The 18533-nt window shown below is 66.3% G+C and carries 15 protein-coding genes; 9 read left to right on the forward strand and 6 right to left on the reverse strand.

The window, feature by feature from the left end:
- Nucleotides 1-93: 93 nt before the first annotated feature.
- The 6 genes from J1C49_RS17500 to J1C49_RS17525 all read right to left on the reverse strand — a co-directional run bounded on the left by J1C49_RS17500 (nucleotide 94) and on the right by J1C49_RS17525 (nucleotide 7268).
- Nucleotides 94-1119 carry a phosphotransferase family protein gene (locus J1C49_RS17500; RefSeq protein WP_227447130.1) on the reverse strand — a complete coding sequence of 342 codons (1026 nt, stop codon included), beginning with the start codon at nucleotides 1117-1119 and terminating at the stop codon, nucleotides 94-96.
- An 11-nt stretch (nucleotides 1120-1130) separates the two neighbouring features.
- Nucleotides 1131-1787 (reverse strand): histidine phosphatase family protein, encoded by a 657-nt coding sequence (locus J1C49_RS17505; RefSeq protein ID WP_227447131.1) that lies wholly within the window; start codon nucleotides 1785-1787, stop codon nucleotides 1131-1133.
- Entirely contained in the window at nucleotides 1784-2767 is a 984-nt protein-coding gene (locus J1C49_RS17510) for a nitronate monooxygenase family protein (protein WP_227447132.1), read from the reverse strand. The genes J1C49_RS17505 and J1C49_RS17510 overlap by 4 nt, the downstream gene beginning before the upstream one ends.
- Before the next feature lie 96 nt (nucleotides 2768-2863).
- Nucleotides 2864-3736 (reverse strand): DMT family transporter, encoded by an 873-nt coding sequence (locus tag J1C49_RS17515; protein WP_227447133.1) that lies wholly within the window; start codon nucleotides 3734-3736, stop codon nucleotides 2864-2866.
- A gap of 7 nt (nucleotides 3737-3743) precedes the next feature.
- Nucleotides 3744-6068 (reverse strand): PIG-L family deacetylase, encoded by a 2325-nt coding sequence (locus tag J1C49_RS17520; protein ID WP_227447134.1) that lies wholly within the window; start codon nucleotides 6066-6068, stop codon nucleotides 3744-3746.
- Nucleotides 6069-6146: 78 nt separating this feature from the next.
- Nucleotides 6147-7268, reverse strand: a complete 1122-nt coding sequence (locus J1C49_RS17525) for an ROK family transcriptional regulator (protein ID WP_227447135.1) — start codon at nucleotides 7266-7268, stop codon at nucleotides 6147-6149.
- A 164-nt stretch (nucleotides 7269-7432) separates the two neighbouring features.
- Here J1C49_RS17525 and J1C49_RS17530 point away from each other — a divergent pair, with 164 nt between their 5' ends.
- The 9 genes from J1C49_RS17530 (at nucleotide 7433) to J1C49_RS17570 (ending at nucleotide 18209) form a co-directional block, all read left to right on the forward strand.
- Nucleotides 7433-8707 carry an extracellular solute-binding protein gene (locus J1C49_RS17530; RefSeq protein ID WP_227447136.1) on the forward strand — a complete coding sequence of 425 codons (1275 nt, stop codon included), beginning with the start codon at nucleotides 7433-7435 and terminating at the stop codon, nucleotides 8705-8707.
- Between the two features lie 219 nt (nucleotides 8708-8926).
- The gene (locus J1C49_RS17535; RefSeq protein ID WP_227447137.1) at nucleotides 8927-9814 is read left to right on the forward strand and encodes a carbohydrate ABC transporter permease; all 888 of its coding nucleotides are present in this window, start codon (nucleotides 8927-8929) and stop codon (nucleotides 9812-9814) included.
- 151 nt (nucleotides 9815-9965) lie between these two features.
- On the forward strand, nucleotides 9966-10838 hold the full coding sequence (locus J1C49_RS17540; RefSeq protein WP_370639432.1) for a carbohydrate ABC transporter permease: 873 nt from the start codon (nucleotides 9966-9968) through the stop codon (nucleotides 10836-10838).
- A gap of 573 nt (nucleotides 10839-11411) precedes the next feature.
- Complete coding sequence (locus tag J1C49_RS17545) at nucleotides 11412-12896, forward strand: argininosuccinate lyase (RefSeq protein ID WP_227447138.1); 1485 nt, start codon at nucleotides 11412-11414, stop codon at nucleotides 12894-12896.
- A gap of 4 nt (nucleotides 12897-12900) precedes the next feature.
- Nucleotides 12901-13956 carry an ABC transporter ATP-binding protein gene (locus J1C49_RS17550; protein WP_227447139.1) on the forward strand — a complete coding sequence of 352 codons (1056 nt, stop codon included), beginning with the start codon at nucleotides 12901-12903 and terminating at the stop codon, nucleotides 13954-13956.
- Nucleotides 13956-14849 carry a carbohydrate kinase family protein gene (locus tag J1C49_RS17555; protein WP_227447140.1) on the forward strand — a complete coding sequence of 298 codons (894 nt, stop codon included), beginning with the start codon at nucleotides 13956-13958 and terminating at the stop codon, nucleotides 14847-14849. Before J1C49_RS17550 ends, J1C49_RS17555 begins: the two co-directional genes overlap by 1 nt.
- A 257-nt stretch (nucleotides 14850-15106) precedes the next feature.
- Entirely contained in the window at nucleotides 15107-15802 is a 696-nt protein-coding gene (locus J1C49_RS17560; protein ID WP_227447141.1) for an MBL fold metallo-hydrolase, read from the forward strand.
- 704 nt (nucleotides 15803-16506) lie between these two features.
- Nucleotides 16507-17568 (forward strand): 3-carboxy-cis,cis-muconate cycloisomerase, encoded by a 1062-nt coding sequence (locus J1C49_RS17565; protein WP_227447142.1) that lies wholly within the window; start codon nucleotides 16507-16509, stop codon nucleotides 17566-17568.
- Nucleotides 17565-18209, forward strand: a complete 645-nt coding sequence (locus J1C49_RS17570) for an HAD family hydrolase (protein WP_227447143.1) — start codon at nucleotides 17565-17567, stop codon at nucleotides 18207-18209. Before J1C49_RS17565 ends, J1C49_RS17570 begins: the two co-directional genes overlap by 4 nt.
- Nucleotides 18210-18533: the final 324 nt, after the last annotated feature.

The raw sequence follows: 18533 nt of genomic DNA on the forward strand, positions 1-18533 counted from the left end.
GCGGTGCGCGCAGCGAGAGCGCCAAACCGATGGTGGGGTGCCGGGGCCTGTCTTCGGCGCATGGCGCACCCGCAAAGGCGCAGGTGCAGCCGCTCAGCCGTCGCGGGCGGCCTGCAACCCGTCGCGGGCAAATTCCGGCACCAAGGCACCGAGTTCGAGGCCCCGCTGCGGATTCGAGGCGTTGCCATCCAGCGCGCGGCGTTTCACACCCTGCAGGATGGCTGCCATCCGAAAAAACGCGAAGGCGAGATAGAAGCCAAACCGGTCGATCCCGGTGAGCCCGCGCCGCACGCAATAGGCATCGATGAAGGCCTGATCGGACGGCAGGCCCTGTGCGCCCCGGTCGACTCCGGCGAGGCCACGTCCGGTGGGGCCGGGCGCGCGCGACCATTGCATCAGAACGGCGGCGAGATCCGCATAGGGATGCCCAAGCGTGGACAATTCCCAATCCAGAACCGCAAGGCAGGCGCTGCCGTCATGCGAAAACAGCATGTTGTCGATCCGATAATCGCCATGAACGAGACAGACCTGGCCGTCATCTTCCGGCAGATTGGCATCGAGCCACGTGATCAGCGCATCCATATCCGCGATGGTCTCCGTCTCGGAGGCGCGGTATTGCTTGGTCCAGCGGTCGATCTGGCGGCGGTAGTAATTGCCGCGTGGTCCAAAATCGGCCAGCCCCGTGGCGTCGAGATCGACATCGTGGATCGCGGCCAGCACCCGGTTCATCTCGCCGAGCGCGACCGGGCGCTCCGCCCGCATCAATTCCGGCAGACGCGGGTCGTCGAAATTGCGGCCACGCACGAAATCCATGATGTAGAACGCCGAGCCGATCACGTCTTCGTCCTCGCAAAGCGCGTGCATCTTCGCCACTGGCACATCGGTGCCGGACAAGGCCGATTGAACGCGGAATTCGCGGTCGACCGCATGCGCGGATTTCAACAGGACGCCGGGCGGCTTGCGGCGCAGAACGTAGTCCCGCCCCGGCGTCGAGAGCCGATAGGTCGGGTTCGATTGGCCGGTCTCGAATTTGGTGGCCGTCACCGGCCCGGAGAAACCCGGGATATGGGCCGTGGCCCAGCGGCTCACCGCATCGGTGTCGAGAGGGTGCAAGTCCATGAGGTCCTGTTCTAGCTGTAGGTCAGAAGCGGATCGGTTTCGCCGGCAATATGCGGCGTTTCGTTGAACCCGTCCAGAAACAGCGCCGCGCGGCCAGCGCGCAACCGCGTGACGGCGGTGTTGCGCATCTGAAGCTGGAGACGGATCATCTGGCTGTCGGGGGCGTCGAGCGCCTGAGCCACCATGAGCGCAATCGGTCCGGCCGAGCTGACCGCGATGGCGTCGCGCGCGCCGCGCAGCGTCTCGGCGGCGGCGCGCACGCGGGCAGCAAAGCCCGAGAAGGGCTCTGGCGGCTGAGCGATTTCATCGCGCTGCCATCCGAGAACGGTGTCGCGCAAAACGCGGAAATGCAGCTTGCGGTCGGAGTTCAGCCCCTCGGGGGCGGGTTCAGACGCAAAGCGCGCCGCCAGCAGCGCGCCAAAATCGAATTCGTCCAGACCGGGCAGGACCTGCACCGTCTCCGGGGCGACCTCGAACCCGTCGCAGAGCGCCTCCAGCGTTTCGCGCTGGCGCCGCAGGGTGCCACGGGCAAACGTTGTCGGGGCCGCCATGCCGCGCCGTTTGAGGGCGCGCCCCAGAGCGCGGGCCTGTTCGAAACCGAGATCGGACAGCCGGTCGTAATCCTCGGTTCCAAAGCGCGCCTGACCGTGGCGGATCAGCGTGATCACAGCGCCGCGCTTTCCTGCTTGGCCCGGGCATAGTCTTCTGCGATCCGCGCCACCAGTGTTGCGGCGGGCACCACGTCACGCACTGCCCCGATCCCCTGACCTGCGCCCCAGATATCCTTCCAATTGCGCGGTTTCGAGGAGCCTTTTGAAAAATCCATGCGCGTTTGCGCGGAGTCGAGATTGTGCGGGTCGAGCCCGGCCTTGGCGATCGAAGGGGCGAGGTAATTGCCCGATACACCGGTAAAGAGCGCGGAGGTCACGATGTCTTCTGCGCCGCTTTCACAGATCATCGCCTTGTAGGCGGCGTCGGCTTGCGCCTCTTCGGTGGCGATGAATGGCGAGCCAACATAGCCGAAATCCGCGCCCAGCACCCGCGCGGCAAGAAGCGCCCGCCCGGTGGCAATCGCTCCCGAAAGGGCCAGCGGCCCGTCAAACCACGTGCGGATCTCGGCGATCAGGGCAAAGGGCGATTGCTGGCCCGCATGGCCACCGGCCCCGGCGGCCACCGCAACCAGCCCGTCGGCACCCTTGGCAATGGCTTTGCGCGCAAAGGTGTTGTTGATCACATCGTGCAGGACAACGCCGCCCGCGTCATGCGCGGCCGCGTTGACCTCTTCGCGCGCGCCCAGCGAGGTGATCCAGACCGGCACTTTCCAGCGGGCGCAGATCTCCACATCGCGCATCAGCCGGGCATTGGACCGATGCACGATCTGGTTGACCGCAAACGGCGCGGCGGGCGTGTCGGGGTTGGCCTGATTATGCGCGTCGAGCGCTTCGGTGATGCGGCGCAGCCAGGTTTCCAGCATCGCAGGCTCGCCCTCCGCCTCGCGGGCATTGAGGGCCGGAAAGCTGCCGATGATACCGGCCTTGCACTGGGCGATGACAAGCTCCGGCCCGGAAATGAGGAAAAGCGGCGCGCCGATCATCGGCAGGCGCAGTCCGGTCAGGGCGGCAGGCAAGGGAAGGTGATCTGGGCGCATGGTCTGTCCGCTCGGTTGGGTTTTGGCGACGGTGCACCGCGCCGCGCCGATCCGCAAGCCGTGCGCGCGGTTCTTTCGGCCGGTGGCGTGCCGGTGTCAGCTGCGGCGTGCGGTGCCGGCGGTGCGGGTGGTCCACAGGGCGGCGGCAAGGATCAGCGTCGCGCCGATCACAAACGCGGCATTGGGCCGTTCGGCAAACACCGCCCAGCCCACGGCGGTTGTCATCACGAGGCTGAGATAACCCAGCGGCGCGAGGAACCCGGCTTCCGCCAGCGCATGGGCCCGGAGAAAACAGAGCTGCGCGCTTTGGGCAAAAAACCCGATTGCGAGAAGTGGCACCCAGTCTGCCGCGGTCACAGGCACCCAGCTCAAGAAGGCCAGGGGCGCGCTGAACAGGGTCAGCCCCCCGGTGTAGAAAGCCATCATCACGACGGTCGGCGTGCCCGCCAGAGCCCGCGTCAGGATCACCGCGAGAGAGCCGAAGACCACCGTTGCCAGAGCGGCCAGAAGGGCCGCAGACGGGGCGGCCATCTGCGCGGGGTTCACCGCGACGAGCACGCCCACAAAGGCCACGAGAGCCGCGAGCCAGCGCCGGGCCGGAATCCGTTCGTGCAGCAACAGCGCCGCGAGCGCCATCATGACGAAGGGTCGCGTGAACCCGATCGCCGAGAACAACGCGAACGGCATGCGCGCCAGTGCAAAGAAGCTGGCCGAAAGCGCCAGCATCGACGCCGCAACCCGCGCTAGGTGCAACACCGGCTTGTCGACGCCGCGGAACGCGCGCCTGTCGCGCCAGATCCAAGGGGCAATCAGCGCCAGCCCGACGCAGGCGCGCAGAAACACGAGCTGTGCCGGGCCATAGTCGAGGCCCATCGCCTTCACGATGCTCAGCGCCCAGATGTTGAGCGCCATGTCCGCGAGGATCCACGCGCCCCCGGCGAGGTTGCGCGGGTCGCGCGCCGCCGTCATGCGGGCCTCAGCCGCGCCGGGCGCAAAGATTGGCCATCAGGCGGAAGGCGCCGGGCACGAGTTTTTCCATTTGGTGATGCAGGATCAGCGCGCAGTGAATGTGGCGCCCCTTGCCGAAATCTCCGCAGAGCAGCGCGCCTTGATGGGGGTCTTCGTCGGGGTCGGCCATGGACAGCAGCGGCGTGTAGGCATCGTCCCAGGATTTGGCAAAATAGAGGCCGCGTTCCTTGTGCCATCCGGTCCAGTCCTCGGGCGTGATCGTGTTGGGGTGTTCAAGACAGGGATGCGCGCCGAGCGGCGTCACGACGGCGTTCTGGTCGGTGACGCGCCAGCGCAGCGAGGGCTGGCCGATTTCGAGCCGCGCGGGCATGGCGTCCGGCGCCCAATTGTCCCAGGGGCGGTGATAGAGCGTGACAAGGGTGCCGCCGCGGGCCACCCAGTCGCGGATGCGCGGCCATGCGTCGGCCAGCCCGGCGCGGAATTTCAGCGCGAAGATCCCGACAACCAGCGTGTCGTAGGCCTCCAGCCCGATATCGGAGCCAAGCGCCGTGTCGGAGACCGCGTCCACCGTGCAGCCCATCCTGTCGAGCCAGTGGCCGACGCGGTCCCGCTCCGCGCCGATATAGCCGATGCGCGCATCGGGCAGGGCCGCGTCGAGCACGCGCACCTGCACCTGCGCCGGGGTTGTCAGGGCGCGATGGTCGACATGGTCATGGACGATCCGACGCACCGTGCTGGCAGGGCGCCCGGCCACGGTGATCGGCAGGGTATAGAGCCCATCGGCCACCTCTCCGGGCAAGCTGATGCGCAGGCCGCCCTGGATCGTCTCCTGGGTCCAGCCATCGGGCAGGGCGAGTTGCGTCTCGGCATCTGCGGGGGCAATGTCCGTCATCGGCACATCCACCGTGCGGCGTGTTGCAGCGCGGTTCACCACATCGGTGGGGCGGCCCGGTGTGACCGCATGATCGGGCAGCACCACGGGTGGCACTTCGAGAGGCAGGTCGATGGCGGCCATCACGCCGCGCGCCTCGATGGCAAGCCGCAGCGCCGGGGCCGCGGGCCGTTCGGGGTCGTGGAATGCGGGATAGGGATCGCTGACAGGCGCGCCGCTCAGCGTCACACTGTCCCCGGCGGGTGTGTGGTGCCAGCCCGCCGGGAGCGTGAGGCCGGTGTGCAGCCGGTCCGCCATGCCCGGTGCGCTTTCGATGGCGACGCGGGTGCTGTCCGATTGGCGCAGCCAGTCGCGGTCCAGACGGCCGCGGGCCTCGACGCCGGAGGCATGGAGGATCACGCGCGACAGTTGTGTGATCTTGCGGGCAACCCGGTGCGCGTGTTCTGGAGCAGGGTCAAACCCCTGAAGGCAGGACAGCGCGGCGGCCGCCTCGGTCAGGACCTCCGCCCGGTCCGGAAAGGCGGCAAGGGCCGCATCGATATGGGTTTGCGCGCGGTCGCAGGCCGCGTGGCCAAGCGCGCCAAGCGTGGCCGGCAGACCCGCCGCGAGGCGGTCATCGGGTCCGGGCACGTGGCTTTCGGCAAGGTGCAGCGGCCAGTCCTGTCCGGTGCCCGGCGGCGTCCAGCGACCCATGCCTTGCGTCGCGTGAAAGACCCGCGATTGCTGACCGATCCGGGCAAAGGAGAACCCGGTGACCGGGTCCTCCCCAGCCGCCACGATCCGCAGCGTTTCGGGCGGTGGGGGAAGGTCGTCATCATAGGCCTGACCCGCGCCGGACCACGCGGGGAGATAGAGCTTTGACACCTGCCAGACGGGCAGGGTGCATCCGGCAAAACCGGGATCGGCCGCCAGACCCATCACCTGATGCGCGGCCTGCGTCATTGCCCGGTGATGGCCGTGCTGGCCGGGAATGTCGAGGAAGGTCGGGCAGAGGATGTCGGGCCGTTCGGTGCGCACGATCTCGACGAACCGCGCCAATGTGCGCGCTTCGCCCCATCGGGATATGGTCTCCACGCCGGACTTGGAGAAACCGAAGTCAAAGAGCGTGTCGTCGGCGGTTTGAGAATGCCAGTAGAGCCGCATGTTCAGCCGGTCGGCGGCGCGTTCCATTTCGGCGGTGCGCAACACGCCCAGGGCTTCGCTGGCCTCCGTGCCGATATCGTTCTGGCCCCCCTCGCCACGGGTGGAACAGGCATAGCTCAGCGCGATGCCGTCGAGCAGCCAGAGCGCCGCCAGCATCGAAGAGGTTTCGTCATCCGGATGGGCGCCGGATTGCATGAAGGACAGGGTCGAGCGCAATCCGGCAAGCGCTTCCCATAGGGCCACGATGCGCGGTCGGCTTGCGTCCCGGCGGATCCGGTCCGGGTCAGAGAGGGGCATGGCGGAGTGTCCTTTCCGGGTCTTGACGGGGCTGGCCGTCTGCGGTGGCTCTTGGCGCGCCGGGGGGCCTTCCGGTCCTCACAACGCAGCCGCGCGCGGCGAGTAGGCGCGGTTGAGAATAAGCGAGGCCGCCCCGATCGTTGCGGTCATGCGGCCCGATGCGCCACGCATCAGGCGCGGAAGGGGATTGTCGTCGCGCGCCGAGACCGAGCCAGCCGGCGGCGTGGTGGCGGCGATCAGATCGTCGAGCAGTGCGGCGGGCATGGCCCCTCCAAGGATCACGGTTTGCGGATCAAACAGGTTCTCGATGATGTGCAGGGCTTGCCCGAGGGCGGCTGCGGCTTCGGCGATCCAGTCGCGCAGCGCGGCATCCCCGGCCCGGTGCAGCGCATCCAGCGCGGCGACGTCCGGCGCGTGCCGCCCCGAGGCGGCGAGATGGGCCTGCACCGACACCCGGCTGAGACAGCTTTCGAGCGGGGCAGGGCCGGTCTTGGTGGTCACCGGGATGTGCCCGATCTCACCGGCATTCCCGAAGGCCCCGGTGACAAGCTGTCCGGCGGAGACGAGGCCAAGCCCGAGGCCGGTTCCGAAATAGAGATAGGCGTAGCTGTGCACCGCGCGCGCAACACCGCCGATCCGCTCGGCCATGGCGGCGGCGTTGGCGTCGTTGCTGAGTTCGATGGGCAGCCCCAGCGCGGTCTCGAAGAGCACCTCCGGAGCGACTGTCTGCCATCCCGGCAGGTCCGCGCTGTGCCCGGCAAGCCCGGTTTGTCCGAAAGGGCCGGGCATCACCACACCGGCCCCCATCAGCAGGCCGGGATCAACGCCGGTTTTGGCGAGCATCGCGTCGCGCATGGTGCCGACGATGCCAAGAACCGCCGACGGGGTCGGATCGTCCAGTGCGCGGCGCCGGGTGATCACCGGCTCGCCGCTCAGATCGAGCAGCGCCGTGAACACGGCGGCCGGACGCACCTCTACGCCAAGCGCGTAGCCGCCCTTGGGGTTGACGCCATATTGCACCGCCGGAAGCCCGCGCCCGGAGACCTGCGTGCCGGTTTCGACCAGCAGCCCCTCTGCGGTCAGTTCGGCGATGATGTTGCTGATGGCCTGGGTCGAGAGGCCAAGCGCCCGGGCGAGCTGCGCACGGCCCATGGCCCCTTGCGATTTGATATGCCCAAGCACCGCCTGACGGTTCGTCATGCGCGAGCGTTCGGCGTTCGAGCCTTGCGGAAACGGCGCGGAGATCATGCCTCTGGGATTAACTCAAGCGGGTTGATAGCTCAAGTGGTTTGAGTTAATATCGGCGCAAGGCAGGGTTGCGCAGCATGAGAGACGCGCCCGCCACCGCCAACGGGAGATTGCGCATGTTCAAGACCATCACGGGAAAGTCCGTCCGGGGCGTCGCCCTCGCCAGTGCCACCAGCGCGGCGCTGTTCGCCGCAAGTGCCGCTGACGCGGTCGAGATCGAATACTGGCAGTATTTCTTTGACGCCCGGGTCACGGCGATGGAGCAGCTGATCGAGAATTTCCAGGCGGCCAATCCCGATATCACGGTGACGATGACGCATTTCCCCTATGCGGATTACCGCACCAAGGTGGCGGCCGCGGTGCCTGCGGGCGAAGGGCCGGACGTGGTGCAGCTGTTTTACGGATGGTTGAACGACTACAAGGAAGCTCAGTTGATCCAGCCGCTCCCGGCGGACACGTTCCCGGCGGCGGAAATTGACGAGGCGTTCTTCCCGATGGTGCAGGCGATGAAGGAGGGTGACCGGTATTGGGCGCTCCCGACCGCCGTGCGCTCATTGGCGCTGTTTTACAACGAGCGTCTGTTCGAGGAGGCGGGCATCGACGGGCCGCCGGAAACGCTCGACGAGCTGGTTGAGACCGCGGCGGCACTGACCAAGCGCGACGGCGCGGGCAATATCACGCAAGTGGGCATCACCGCAGGCATGACCGCACAGGATCACCACTGGTGGCGCGAAGGCCTGATCCGCCAATTCGGTGGCGAACCCTATGTGGATGATTACCAGACGGTGAATTACAACAGCGACGCGGGCAAGGCGGCGCTCGGTTTCTACACCGATCTGTTCATGGGGGACGACGCGGTTTCGGCGGTCGGGTTCATGGACGAGCCGCAGGCCGCCTTCAAGGCGGGCCGCGCGGGCATGCATATCGACGGGTCCTTCCGCATCGGATCGCTCAACAACACGCGCGGGCTCAAATGGGGCGTCACGGAGCTTCCGGCCACGGCCGACGGGGCGCAGTCAAATTATTCGTCCTACTGGGTGAATGCGATCACCACCAAGGCCGAAGGCGAGAAATACGACGCGGCCGTGAAGTTCATGCAGTATATCACCTCTGACGAAGCCATGCAGATCTGGCTCGACGTGGTGGGCGAGTTGCCGGCAAAGCCGTCGGTGGGCCTCACCGAGGAGAACGCACAGAACGAGGTTTTCGGGCCGTTCATCCGTGGTCTGGAATACGCCCATACCACGAAATTCGTGAACGAAAGCGCTCAGCGTCAGCTCATGGTGGAAATGATCGAGCGGATGACGCTTCAGGATATGCCGCTTGAGGAGAGCCTCGCCATTGCCGCCGAAGCGGAGCAGAAGATCCTCGACGCGGCTTACAAGGAATAACCGAACCTCCCTGCCGGCGCCCGCCTATTCCCGGGGCGCCGGGTTTCCCGACCGACTCTCGGGGCGTTCTGGTCTGATACGTGCAGGCCGCGCCCCGAGCTTTTCCCGGACGCCTGGCATCGCGGCCCTGGATCCCCGCGCATCGGCCCCGCCACGGCACGCCGCCAGACCCGCGGCATTGGTCCGCGCCGAATTCGCCTCCACAGCAAGCAGCACCGCATGTATCGCAACCTGACCATCAAGCAAAAACAGATCGTCTGGGCGTGGGCTTTTCTCGCAATCCCGGTCCTGTTTTACGGCGTGATCCGGTTCTATCCCACCGGCAACGCCTTTTTGATCTCGTTCCAGAACTGGAATCTGCTGGGTGATCGCACATGGGCCGGTCTCGAAAACTATCGTGAATTGTGGAACGATCCGGTGTTCTGGCAGGTGTTCCGGAACACCTTTGCCTATCTTCTGATCGGCACGCCGGTGAGCCTCGTGATCAGCTTCGTGATCGCCTATCACCTCGACAAGACGCGGTTCATGCACGGGTTTCTGCGCATGTTGTATTTCCTGCCATTCATGACCTCGGCGGTGGCGATGGCCTGGGTCTGGCGCTGGTTCTACCAGCCGGTGCCGATCGGGCTGTTCAACAATCTCCTGGCCTCCGTCGGGCTCTCTCAGGTGGCCTTCCTCAATTCGACGACCAACGCGCTGCCATCGGTTCTCGCGCCCGCTGTCTGGGCGGGGCTCGGGTTCCAGGTGATCATCTTCATGGCCGGGCTGCGGGCCATTCCGGTCAGCTATTACGAGGCGGCGCGGATCGACGGGGTCGGCTGGTGGACACAGCTCACGCAGATCACCCTGCCGCTGTTGCGCCCGACACTGGTGTTTATCGTCGTGTTTTCCTCCATCGGGTTCCTGCGGATTTTCGATCATGTGTTCAACATGACGACGAACAACCCGGGCGGGCCGCTGAATTCGACCAAACCGCTGGTGCTGATGATTTATGACACGGCCTTCAACGGCTTCAACATGGGCTATGCCGCGGCGCAGACGGTGGTGTTGTTCACCATCCTGCTGATCGTGTCGCTGTTGCAGCTCTGGATCCTGAGGAGCGACTGATGCGCATGCGGCTGATACCGATGGGTCGGACCGGGCTGCGCCCTGCGAAGGCGGGCTGGTGCAGCGTTGATCGGCGTGGGACAGACCCGTGGCAGGCGTCGCGCATCACGGGCGCCGGGGCAGGCCTGCTGGGCCGCGGGGGCGCGCGCGCATGACGGCCACCGATATCCGCCCCTCCGCCGCCGCGCTCGACCGTCGGGCGATTGTCCGGAACCGCAACATGGGTCAGATCATCCGTTGGCTCCTGTTGTTTCTGGGCGGTGTGGCGATGGTGATGCCCATCGCCTACATGATCTCGACCTCGCTCAAGTGGCCGCATGAGGTCTACAACGTCAACCTGATCCCCGAAGAGCCGACCATCGAGAACTACACCTTCGTGCTGGAGGATGGCCGGTTCTACATGTGGTTCGTCAATTCGATGATCATCGCCACGATCACGACGATCTCGAACCTGCTGTTTGACAGCCTGGTGGGCTATACGCTCTGCAAGTTCCGGTTTCCGGGGCGGATGATCGTCTTCATCGCGATCCTCTCGACGCTGATGATCCCGACCGAGATGCTGGTGATCCCATGGTACCTGATGAGCCAGAGTTTTGGCTGGCTCGACAGCTATTGGGGCATCATGTTTCCCGGTCTCATGACGGCGTTTGGCACCTTCCTGATGAAGCAATTCTTTGAAAGCGTGCCGGATGATTTCATCGAAGCCGCGCGCATCGACGGTCTGAACGAGTTGCAGATCTGGTGGACCGTGGCGATGCCACTGGTGAAACCGGCGCTGGCGGCGCTGGCGATCTTCGTGTTTCTCGGCAACTGGACCGCGTTCCTCTGGCCGCTGATCGTGACCAATTCGGTCGACATGTATACGATCCCTGTGGGTTTGTCGGGCTTCGGAGACGAGGCGGATGTGGCCTGGGAGCTGATCATGACGGGGGCGGCGATTTCGACGATCCCGACGCTTGTGGTGTTCCTGATCTTCCAGCGCTTCATCATCCGCGGCGTCGTCATGGCGGGGCTGAAGGGGTGATTGGCGGTTCGGCGCAGCCGACAAACCGTCCGGGGGACGGTTTGAGCCAATCACGGGCGGAGCCCCGGCATGGCGGTTCGGCGCAGCCGACAAACCCTCCGGGGGCGCGTTTGCGCCGATCACGGGCGGAGCCCCGGCGCAGCGGTTCGGCGCAGCCGACAAACCGTCCGGGGGAGGGTTTGAGCCAATCACGGGCGGAGCCCCGGCACAGCGGTTCGGCGCAGCCGACAAACCGTCCGGGGGACGGTTTGAGCCGATCACGGGTGGAGCCCCGGCATGGCGGTTCGGCGCAGCCGACAAACCGTTCGGGGGACGGTTTGAGCCGATCACGGGCGGAGCCCCGGCGCAGCGGTTCGGCGCAGCCGACAAACCCTCCGGGGGCGCGTCTGAGCCAATCACGGGCGGAGCGGCGATGAGCAAGTCTGTCACAGGATGGGCGTCGCGGGTCCAAGCCGGACCTGCGGGACGGTTTCGGGATCATGCGGGACAGGCCGTGCAGACCCCGTCTCCGGCTATTCTGACACAAGCCGGTGCGACATCGGCTGTCTCTCGCCGCAAAACGGACCAAACGCCATGATCGACCTCAGCAAATTCCCCCACCCGGTCTATCGCGATACCGTTCTTGCGCCGCTTTTCGAAGGGGTGAAACAGCATCACGCCCAGCACATGGCGCGGATCAACCGCGCGCATCTCGTGATGCTGGCTGAGACCGGCATCCTTTCCGGCGACGAGGCGCGCGCCATCGCGCGTGCGCTGGCCGCCATCGAGGCGGAGGTCGATATCGCGGCGCTCGACTATACCGGCGAGCATGAGGATTATTTCTTTGTCGTTGAAGCTGCGCTGAAAGACCGGCTCGGTGATCTGGGAGGAGCGCTGCACACCGCGCGTTCGCGCAACGACATGGACCACACGATCTTCAAGCTGTCGCTGATGGCGCTTGGAACGGATCTTGCGCTCCGGCTCGAAGCGCTGGCGGAGACCCTGATCGCCACCGCCGAGCGCGAAGCGGAGACGCTGATCGTGGCCTATACCCATGGCCAACCGGCGCAACCCACGACCTATGGTCACTATCTCAGCGCGATGACCGAGGTGGTGCTGCGCGATCTCGACCGGCTCAACGCCGCGCTCGATACGGTGGAGCTTTGCCCCATGGGGGCCGCGGCCATCACGACCAGCGGTTTTCCCATCGACCGGGCGCGCATGGCCGCGTTGCTGGGCTTCCGGGCGCCGCTCACCAACAGCTATGGCTGCATCGCGTCGGTCGATTACGTCACCGGGCTCTACTCCGCGATGAAGCTGATCTTTGTCCATCTCGGCCGTCTGTGTCAGGACTATCAATATTGGGCCGCGTTTGAAGTCGGGCAACTTCATGTGCCCGATGCGCTTGTGCAGATCAGCTCCATCATGCCGCAAAAGCGCAACCCGGTGCCGATCGAGCATATGCGCCACATGGCGAGCCTCACCGCGGGGCGTTGTGACGCGATCGTGGACGTGATGCGCAACACGCCCTTCACCGACATGAATGACAGCGAGGGGGCGGTGCAGTCAGCGGGCTATGCCGCGTTTGAAAGCGGTGGCGCGATGCTCGACCTGCTGGCCGCCTTCGTCTCTGCCAGCACGATCAATGCGGATCGGGTGCGGGCCACGACGGACTCGGCGTGTATCACGATCACCGAACTGGCGGATACACTGGTCCGCGACGAAGAGCTGAGCTTTCGCCGCGCGCATGAGATCGCGGCGGCCACCGCGCGTGCGGTCATCGCCGACCGGCGCCCGCTTGGCGAGGGTTACGCGGCGTTCCGGGCGGCGTTTGCACAGGCGACCGAAAGGCCACCGGCGATGGACGAGCGCGCCTTTCGCGATGCCGTTTCGGCAGAGACATTTGTGCGCCGCCGCACCCGTCTGGGCGGGCCTGCGCCGGACCCGCTGCGCGCCGCCCTGACGCAATACAAGGAAAGCCACGCCACGCAATCTGCGCGGACCATCGCCCGGGTCGCGCGGCGCACCCGCGCATCTGACGCGCTGTCCGCGGCTTTCGCGGCATTGAGAGAGGACTGAGGCCATGGCCAATCTCGCCTTGAAGGCTCTGACCAAACGGTTTGGCGATGTCGAGGTGCTGCACGGCATCGACCTCGACGTGGCGGATGGCGAATTCGTGGTCTTTGTGGGCCCGTCGGGTTGCGGCAAATCCACGACGCTGCGGATGATCGCCGGGCTGGAGGAGGTGAGCGGCGGCGAGGTCATCATCGGCGACCGGGTGGTGAACAATCTCGAACCCAAGGAACGCGACATCGCGATGGTGTTCCAGAACTACGCGATCTACCCGCATATGTCGGTGCGCAAGAATATCGCCTTTGGTCTGCGAAGCTCCAGGATGCCAAAATCCGACAAGGAACGCCGCATCGACGAGGTGGCGGCGATTCTCGGCATGTCGGAACTGCTCAACCGCAAGCCCGCGCAGCTCTCCGGCGGCCAGCGTCAGCGCGTCGCCATCGGGCGGGCCATGGTGCGTGACCCGGCGGTCTTCCTGTTCGACGAGCCGCTTTCAAACCTCGATGCGCAGTTGCGCACGCAGATGCGGCTTGAGATCAAGAAGCTGCATCAGCGCGTGGGCAATACGATCATCTTTGTCACCCATGATCAGGTCGAGGCGATGACCATGGCCGACCGGATCGTCATCATGAAGGATGGCCACATCCAGCAGGTTGGCACGCCGGCGGAGGTCTATCACCAGCCCGCGAACGAATTCGTGGCACAGTTCATCGGCGCGCCCTCGATGAACCTGCTCGATGCCCGCTCGGATAATGGCGCGCTTGTGCTGCCCTCCGGGACCCGGCTCGAGGGGTTGGCCGGGGCCGCCGGGGGCGGAGCGGTCCGCATCGGGGTGCGTCCGGACGATCTTACCCTTTCGGGGGGCGTGCCGATCGTGTCCGGGCGTGTCAGCGTGCGGGAGCCGCTTGGTCCGGAAACGCTGATCTACGTTGACACGGGCCTGCGCGAGGTGATCGCCAAGGCCGATGGCCGACACCCGCCAGAGGTGGGAGCTGATGTGGTGTTGCATGCAGAGCCTCAGAACCTTCACGTGTTTGACGCCGCCACCGGCGTCGCCCTGCGGTGATGGCGCCGGTCGGAGGCAATTCCGGCGGCGCGGCCGTGCTCTGCGCGGGGCGGCTGTACTGCGATCTGGTGTTCACCGACCTTCCTTCGATGCCACGCATGGGGCGCGAGACCTTTGCCGGCGGGCTGTCCCTGCATGCAGGCGGCGGCGCCTATATCACCGCCGCCTGCTTGGCCGCGTTGGGGCATCAGGCGGGATTGCTCGCGACGCTGCCGGCGGCTCCGTTCGGGGATCTGGTGCGCAACGAGATCGAAGCCATGAACGTGGCGACCCAATGGCTGACAGCGGCCTGCGCGGGCGCGCCGCAAATCACCGTTGCCATGGCCCACGGGGGCGACCGCGCGTTTCTCAGCCACAAAAGCGGCCCGGCGCTGCAAATCCCGCCGCGCGGCCTTGAGGGCCCGTGGCGGCATCTTCATATCGGCGAGCTGCGCACGCTGGTGGAGCATCCCGGCCTTGTCGGACGCGCCCATGATGCGGCGATGAGCGTGTCGCTCGATTGTGGCCATGACGACGCGTTGCTGTGCGATGGCGCGGCCTTGGTGGGGCTGATCGGGTCCGTGGACGTCTTTTTGCCCAATGCGCAGGAATATGTGGCCCTCTGCGCGTCGGGCCTGCCGGAAAGCGCGGCGCCGCTGGTGGTCGTTAAGGATGGCGCTGCCGGTGCTCGCGCGATGGAGGATGGACGCGCCGTCAGCGTGGCGGCGGAGCCGGCCTGCGTGGTTGATGCCACCGGGGCGGGCGATGCCTTCAATGGCGGGTTTCTGTCGGCCTGGCTCGCGGGGGCTCCGTTAGAAGCGGCGTTGCGGCTCGGCAATCACTGTGGGGCCGCGGCGGTCGCGGCACCGGGGGGAGCGATGGGATTTGACAGCCTGCGCCGGGCGGCTGTCTGATCGGCCCCGGCCGGCGGAGCACCGACGTCGCGCCCGCGTCAGGATTGCGCTGGATCGTTACGCAGGATGTCGCGCGGTCTCGACGCGCAACATGATGTCGACCAACCGGCATCCCCGACCGCCAAGCGACGCCATGGCGCGGATCGCCGACCGTCATGCCTTGGGACATAAGTGATGGAGCATAGATCGTTGGAAAACAATATTTTACGGGACGACAGCACAAGGACGCATGCGCTGTGGTCTGGGGAGGACACCGCATGCAAGTGACGTGGTTCGGACACGCAGCGTTCAAACTGACGCCAGACCATGGCCCGTCGGTGATAACCGATCCCTACACGCCCGAAGGGGTCGGCTATGACCCGATCACGCAAAGCGCGGATCTTGTCATCATCTCGTCCGATGATGACAGCGCCCATTGCCGCGCCGATCTGATCCCCGGGTCGCCGCAGGTGCTCAATGCGTTGACCGTCGCCAGGGCCGGCGGACAGGGCGAAGCGGCAGGGCTCGCGGTTCAGGCGGTGCAGGCCAGGGAGTGGGAGCATCATCCGGAGCATGATGTGCCGGGAGACAATGGCATGTATCGCTTCGGCCTCGACGGGATGCAGATTGCTCATATGGGGGATGTGGGCAATGCGCTCACGGACCGGCAAATCGCGTTTTTCGAGGATGTGGATGTGCTTTTCGCGCTCGCGGGCGGATACCTGACCATCGAGTTGCCGGACCTGATGCGGATGATCCACCGGGTGCGCCCCAAGCTTGTGATTCCGATGCATTTCCGGACGCTCACGTACAAACCGCGCAACACGAAATGGATCAGCAGTTTCCTTGAGCATTTTCGTGATGATGCCGTGGATTTCGCCTGTGAACATACGGTGACATTGAGCAAGGCCGACCTTCCCACCGACACGCGGGTGCTGGTGATGGATCATGTGCGTCAGCCCGCAGGCGTCTGAGTGACGGGCGCAGCGCGGGACCAGTCGAACGCCGCATTGGTAGCGGTCATGGGAGGACAGGCTGCGTGACTTGAAAACCCGCGCCATTCGCTCTCGGCAGGACCGGCGGCATCGCGCGTGTATGGGGCCGGGCGCGCGAAGATATGGTCATCATCGGGTCTGATCACACGACATAGGCTCGGGAAACCTCAACAGCTCGGCCGGCGGCACAAAGCGGGCGCTCGACGCGTATCAGGCCACGCAAAAGCCGCGTGTTTTGGTATCCTGAACGACAGAGTGGGCGGACCCTTGGCAGCCCTGCGGGATCCAGCCATCGCAGAACGCCTCATCGGCACATCGCAGGTCAGTCAGGCGCAGAACCCCGTTATGATCGCGTGGCATGATGGTTTTTCGCGTTGCCTGATCCTTCTGCGCACGGGTCGAAATCCCACCTCACCGTCGCACCATGGGTTGATCCGGAGATGGGGCGGCGATGGCGGCGCGTATCGAAGGCATCCTCATCATGCACCCGGCGCATGAGAGGATCACGGGTCCGCCCCGGCCGATATTGCGGGAATTCTGCGGCATGACCAGACGCGTAGGGTGATGCAGGCAAAGGCCCGGCGGCGAAACGCCCGGTGCGCCCGTTGCGCGCGACATGGCAGCGGGCGCAACCCGGCGTGCGGGGACTTGTGCCGCGCGGCGGGCCTTGTATGACTGGGCGCATGGTCAACGCGCTCACATCTTCCGGCCTTTTTGGCACCCATTTTCATGACCCGGAGATCGCGGCGCTGTTCTCCGCCGACGCGGTTGTTGCGCGCATGGTTGCCGTGGAAGGCGCCTGGACCGAGGTTCTGGCGCGGATCGGCGCGGTTGACCTGTCCGACGCAGAGGCGGCGCTGGCGGCCATGGCGGCATTCCGGCCGGATCACGCGGTGTTGCGGACCGGGGCGGAGCGCGACGGATTGCCGGTCCCTGCGCTGGTCCACGCGTTGCGGCAGGGGCTGGCCAAGCCGGTGGCCGCGGCGATCCATCACGGGCTCACAAGCCAGGATGTGATCGACACCGCCATGGTGCTGATCCTGCGCGATGCCCTGGACGCGTTCGACGCAAGGCTGGCGGAGGTCCTGACGCTGCTCGACCGCCATGCGGCGGCGGCGGCGGACCGCAGGATGATGGGGTGGACACGGATGCAGGCGGCGCTGCCGATCCCGGTTGCCGCGCGGATCGCCACGTGGCGCAGGCCGCTTGCGGCGGCGCAGGGCGCGCTGCCGGCGCTGCGGGCGCAGATCGGTGTGCTGCAATGCGCCGGGCCGGTCGGGCTTCAGGACGCGCCGCAGGGGCAGGGCCCGGAGGCCGCAAGGCTCATGGCCGAAAGGCTCGGGTTGACGCCGGACACGTCATGGCATGCGGATCGGGCGCCGATGCTGGCCTTCGGACATTGGCTCGTGCTGCTCTGCGGCGCGCTTGGCAAGCTGGGCCAGGACATCGCGCTGATGGCGCAACAGGGCGTTGATGCGGTCACGCTTTCGGGTGGCGGCGGCTCCTCTGCGATGCCGCACAAGCAAAACCCGGTGCGGGCAGAGGCGCTGGTGACGGTGGCGCGGTTTGTGGCCGCCCAGCAAGGCGGGCTGGCGCAGGCGCTGCTCCACGAACAGGAACGTTCGGGCGCGGCATGGGCGCTAGAATGGATGATCCTGCCCGCCATGACCGAGGCCACGGGAGCCGCTCTGGAGGATGCGCGCGCCCTGCTGGATCAGATCACCCGCATTGGTGAGCCGGCATGAGTGGCCCTGTGCCTGCGCCCGCGCGCGACAGCGTGGAACCTGCATTGGTTGTGTGGGATTTCGACGGTGTGCTGAACGCCAATACCCGCGACGGACGGTTTGTCTGGGCCGACCGGCTGAAGGAGGATCTTGGCATTGATCCAGATGCGTTTGCCCGCGATCTCTTCGGATCCGGGATCGCCCGCCAGATCATGCGCGGTCAGCGTGACCTTGCCGAGTATGTGCAGGCGTGGCTGGTGCGCAACGGCCATGACAGGGATGCAGGGGAGGTTCTGCGCTACTGGTTCGAGAAGGATCGCCACCTTGATCCGCAGATGCTGGACTGGGCGGTGCGGCATGCGGGGCGCCGGGTGATCGGCACCAACAACGAGGCCCACAGGGCGCGGTTCATCGAGGAAGAGATGGGCCTCGCTGAGCGGTTCGAGGCGGTGTTTGCCTCCGGACGCATGGGGGTGGCCAAGCCGGACCCGGGCTTTTTTGCCCAGATCGAGCGCTGGTCGGCATTGCCGCCGCAACGGATCCTGCTGATCGACGACACGGCGGGCAACATCGCCGCCTGCACGGCGCGCGGCTGGCAGGGGTTTCACCTGACAGCGGCCACACGGGACCGCTTGCCCGAACGGCTGGGCCTCGCCGCCTGAGTGGGCCGCCCGGGACCGGTCCCGGAGAGGCGGCACTGCGCCACGGCGTGCTTGCGGGGGGCGCTGATCCGGCCCGGCAAAGCCCCGGGAGTGGAAGGGGGATCCGACCAGTCCCGGGGCTTTGCGGGGCTTTGGAGCCGGGGTTCCGGGCCTTGGTGGACGGCTTGAAACGCACAGCGCGACCGGAAACCAGTATGCGGGCTTGACGAGGCTGGGTCAGGCGCCATTTTCGGCAGGCTCGGCAGGCTCGGCAGGCTCGGCAGGCTCGGCAGGCTCGGCAGGCTCGGCAGGCTCGGCAGGCTCGGCAGGCTCGGCAGGCTCGGC

It is taken from the genome of Cognatishimia sp. F0-27 (assembly GCF_020667845.1).
GTDB lineage: Bacteria > Pseudomonadota > Alphaproteobacteria > Rhodobacterales > Rhodobacteraceae > JAFMPQ01.

What these genes read in the sequence shown, in the direction of transcription:
- J1C49_RS17530 (WP_227447136.1), top strand. Translation starts at nt 7,433, where the DNA reads ATGTTCAAGACCATCACGGGAAAGTCCGTCCGGGGCGTCGCCCTCGCC.
- J1C49_RS17555 (WP_227447140.1), top strand. Translation starts at nt 13,956, where the DNA reads ATGGCGCCGGTCGGAGGCAATTCCGGCGGCGCGGCCGTGCTCTGCGCG.
- J1C49_RS17525 (WP_227447135.1), bottom strand. Translation starts at nt 7,268, where the DNA reads ATGACGAACCGTCAGGCGGTGCTTGGGCATATCAAATCGCAAGGGGCC.
- J1C49_RS17560 (WP_227447141.1), top strand. Translation starts at nt 15,107, where the DNA reads ATGCAAGTGACGTGGTTCGGACACGCAGCGTTCAAACTGACGCCAGAC.
- J1C49_RS17500 (WP_227447130.1), bottom strand. Translation starts at nt 1,119, where the DNA reads ATGGACTTGCACCCTCTCGACACCGATGCGGTGAGCCGCTGGGCCACG.
- J1C49_RS17510 (WP_227447132.1), bottom strand. Translation starts at nt 2,767, where the DNA reads ATGCGCCCAGATCACCTTCCCTTGCCTGCCGCCCTGACCGGACTGCGC.
- J1C49_RS17515 (WP_227447133.1), bottom strand. Translation starts at nt 3,736, where the DNA reads ATGACGGCGGCGCGCGACCCGCGCAACCTCGCCGGGGGCGCGTGGATC.
- J1C49_RS17540 (WP_370639432.1), top strand. Translation starts at nt 9,966, where the DNA reads ATGACGGCCACCGATATCCGCCCCTCCGCCGCCGCGCTCGACCGTCGG.
- J1C49_RS17535 (WP_227447137.1), top strand. Translation starts at nt 8,927, where the DNA reads ATGTATCGCAACCTGACCATCAAGCAAAAACAGATCGTCTGGGCGTGG.
- J1C49_RS17565 (WP_227447142.1), top strand. Translation starts at nt 16,507, where the DNA reads ATGGTCAACGCGCTCACATCTTCCGGCCTTTTTGGCACCCATTTTCAT.
- J1C49_RS17550 (WP_227447139.1), top strand. Translation starts at nt 12,901, where the DNA reads ATGGCCAATCTCGCCTTGAAGGCTCTGACCAAACGGTTTGGCGATGTC.
- J1C49_RS17520 (WP_227447134.1), bottom strand. Translation starts at nt 6,068, where the DNA reads ATGCCCCTCTCTGACCCGGACCGGATCCGCCGGGACGCAAGCCGACCG.
- J1C49_RS17545 (WP_227447138.1), top strand. Translation starts at nt 11,412, where the DNA reads ATGATCGACCTCAGCAAATTCCCCCACCCGGTCTATCGCGATACCGTT.
- J1C49_RS17570 (WP_227447143.1), top strand. Translation starts at nt 17,565, where the DNA reads ATGAGTGGCCCTGTGCCTGCGCCCGCGCGCGACAGCGTGGAACCTGCA.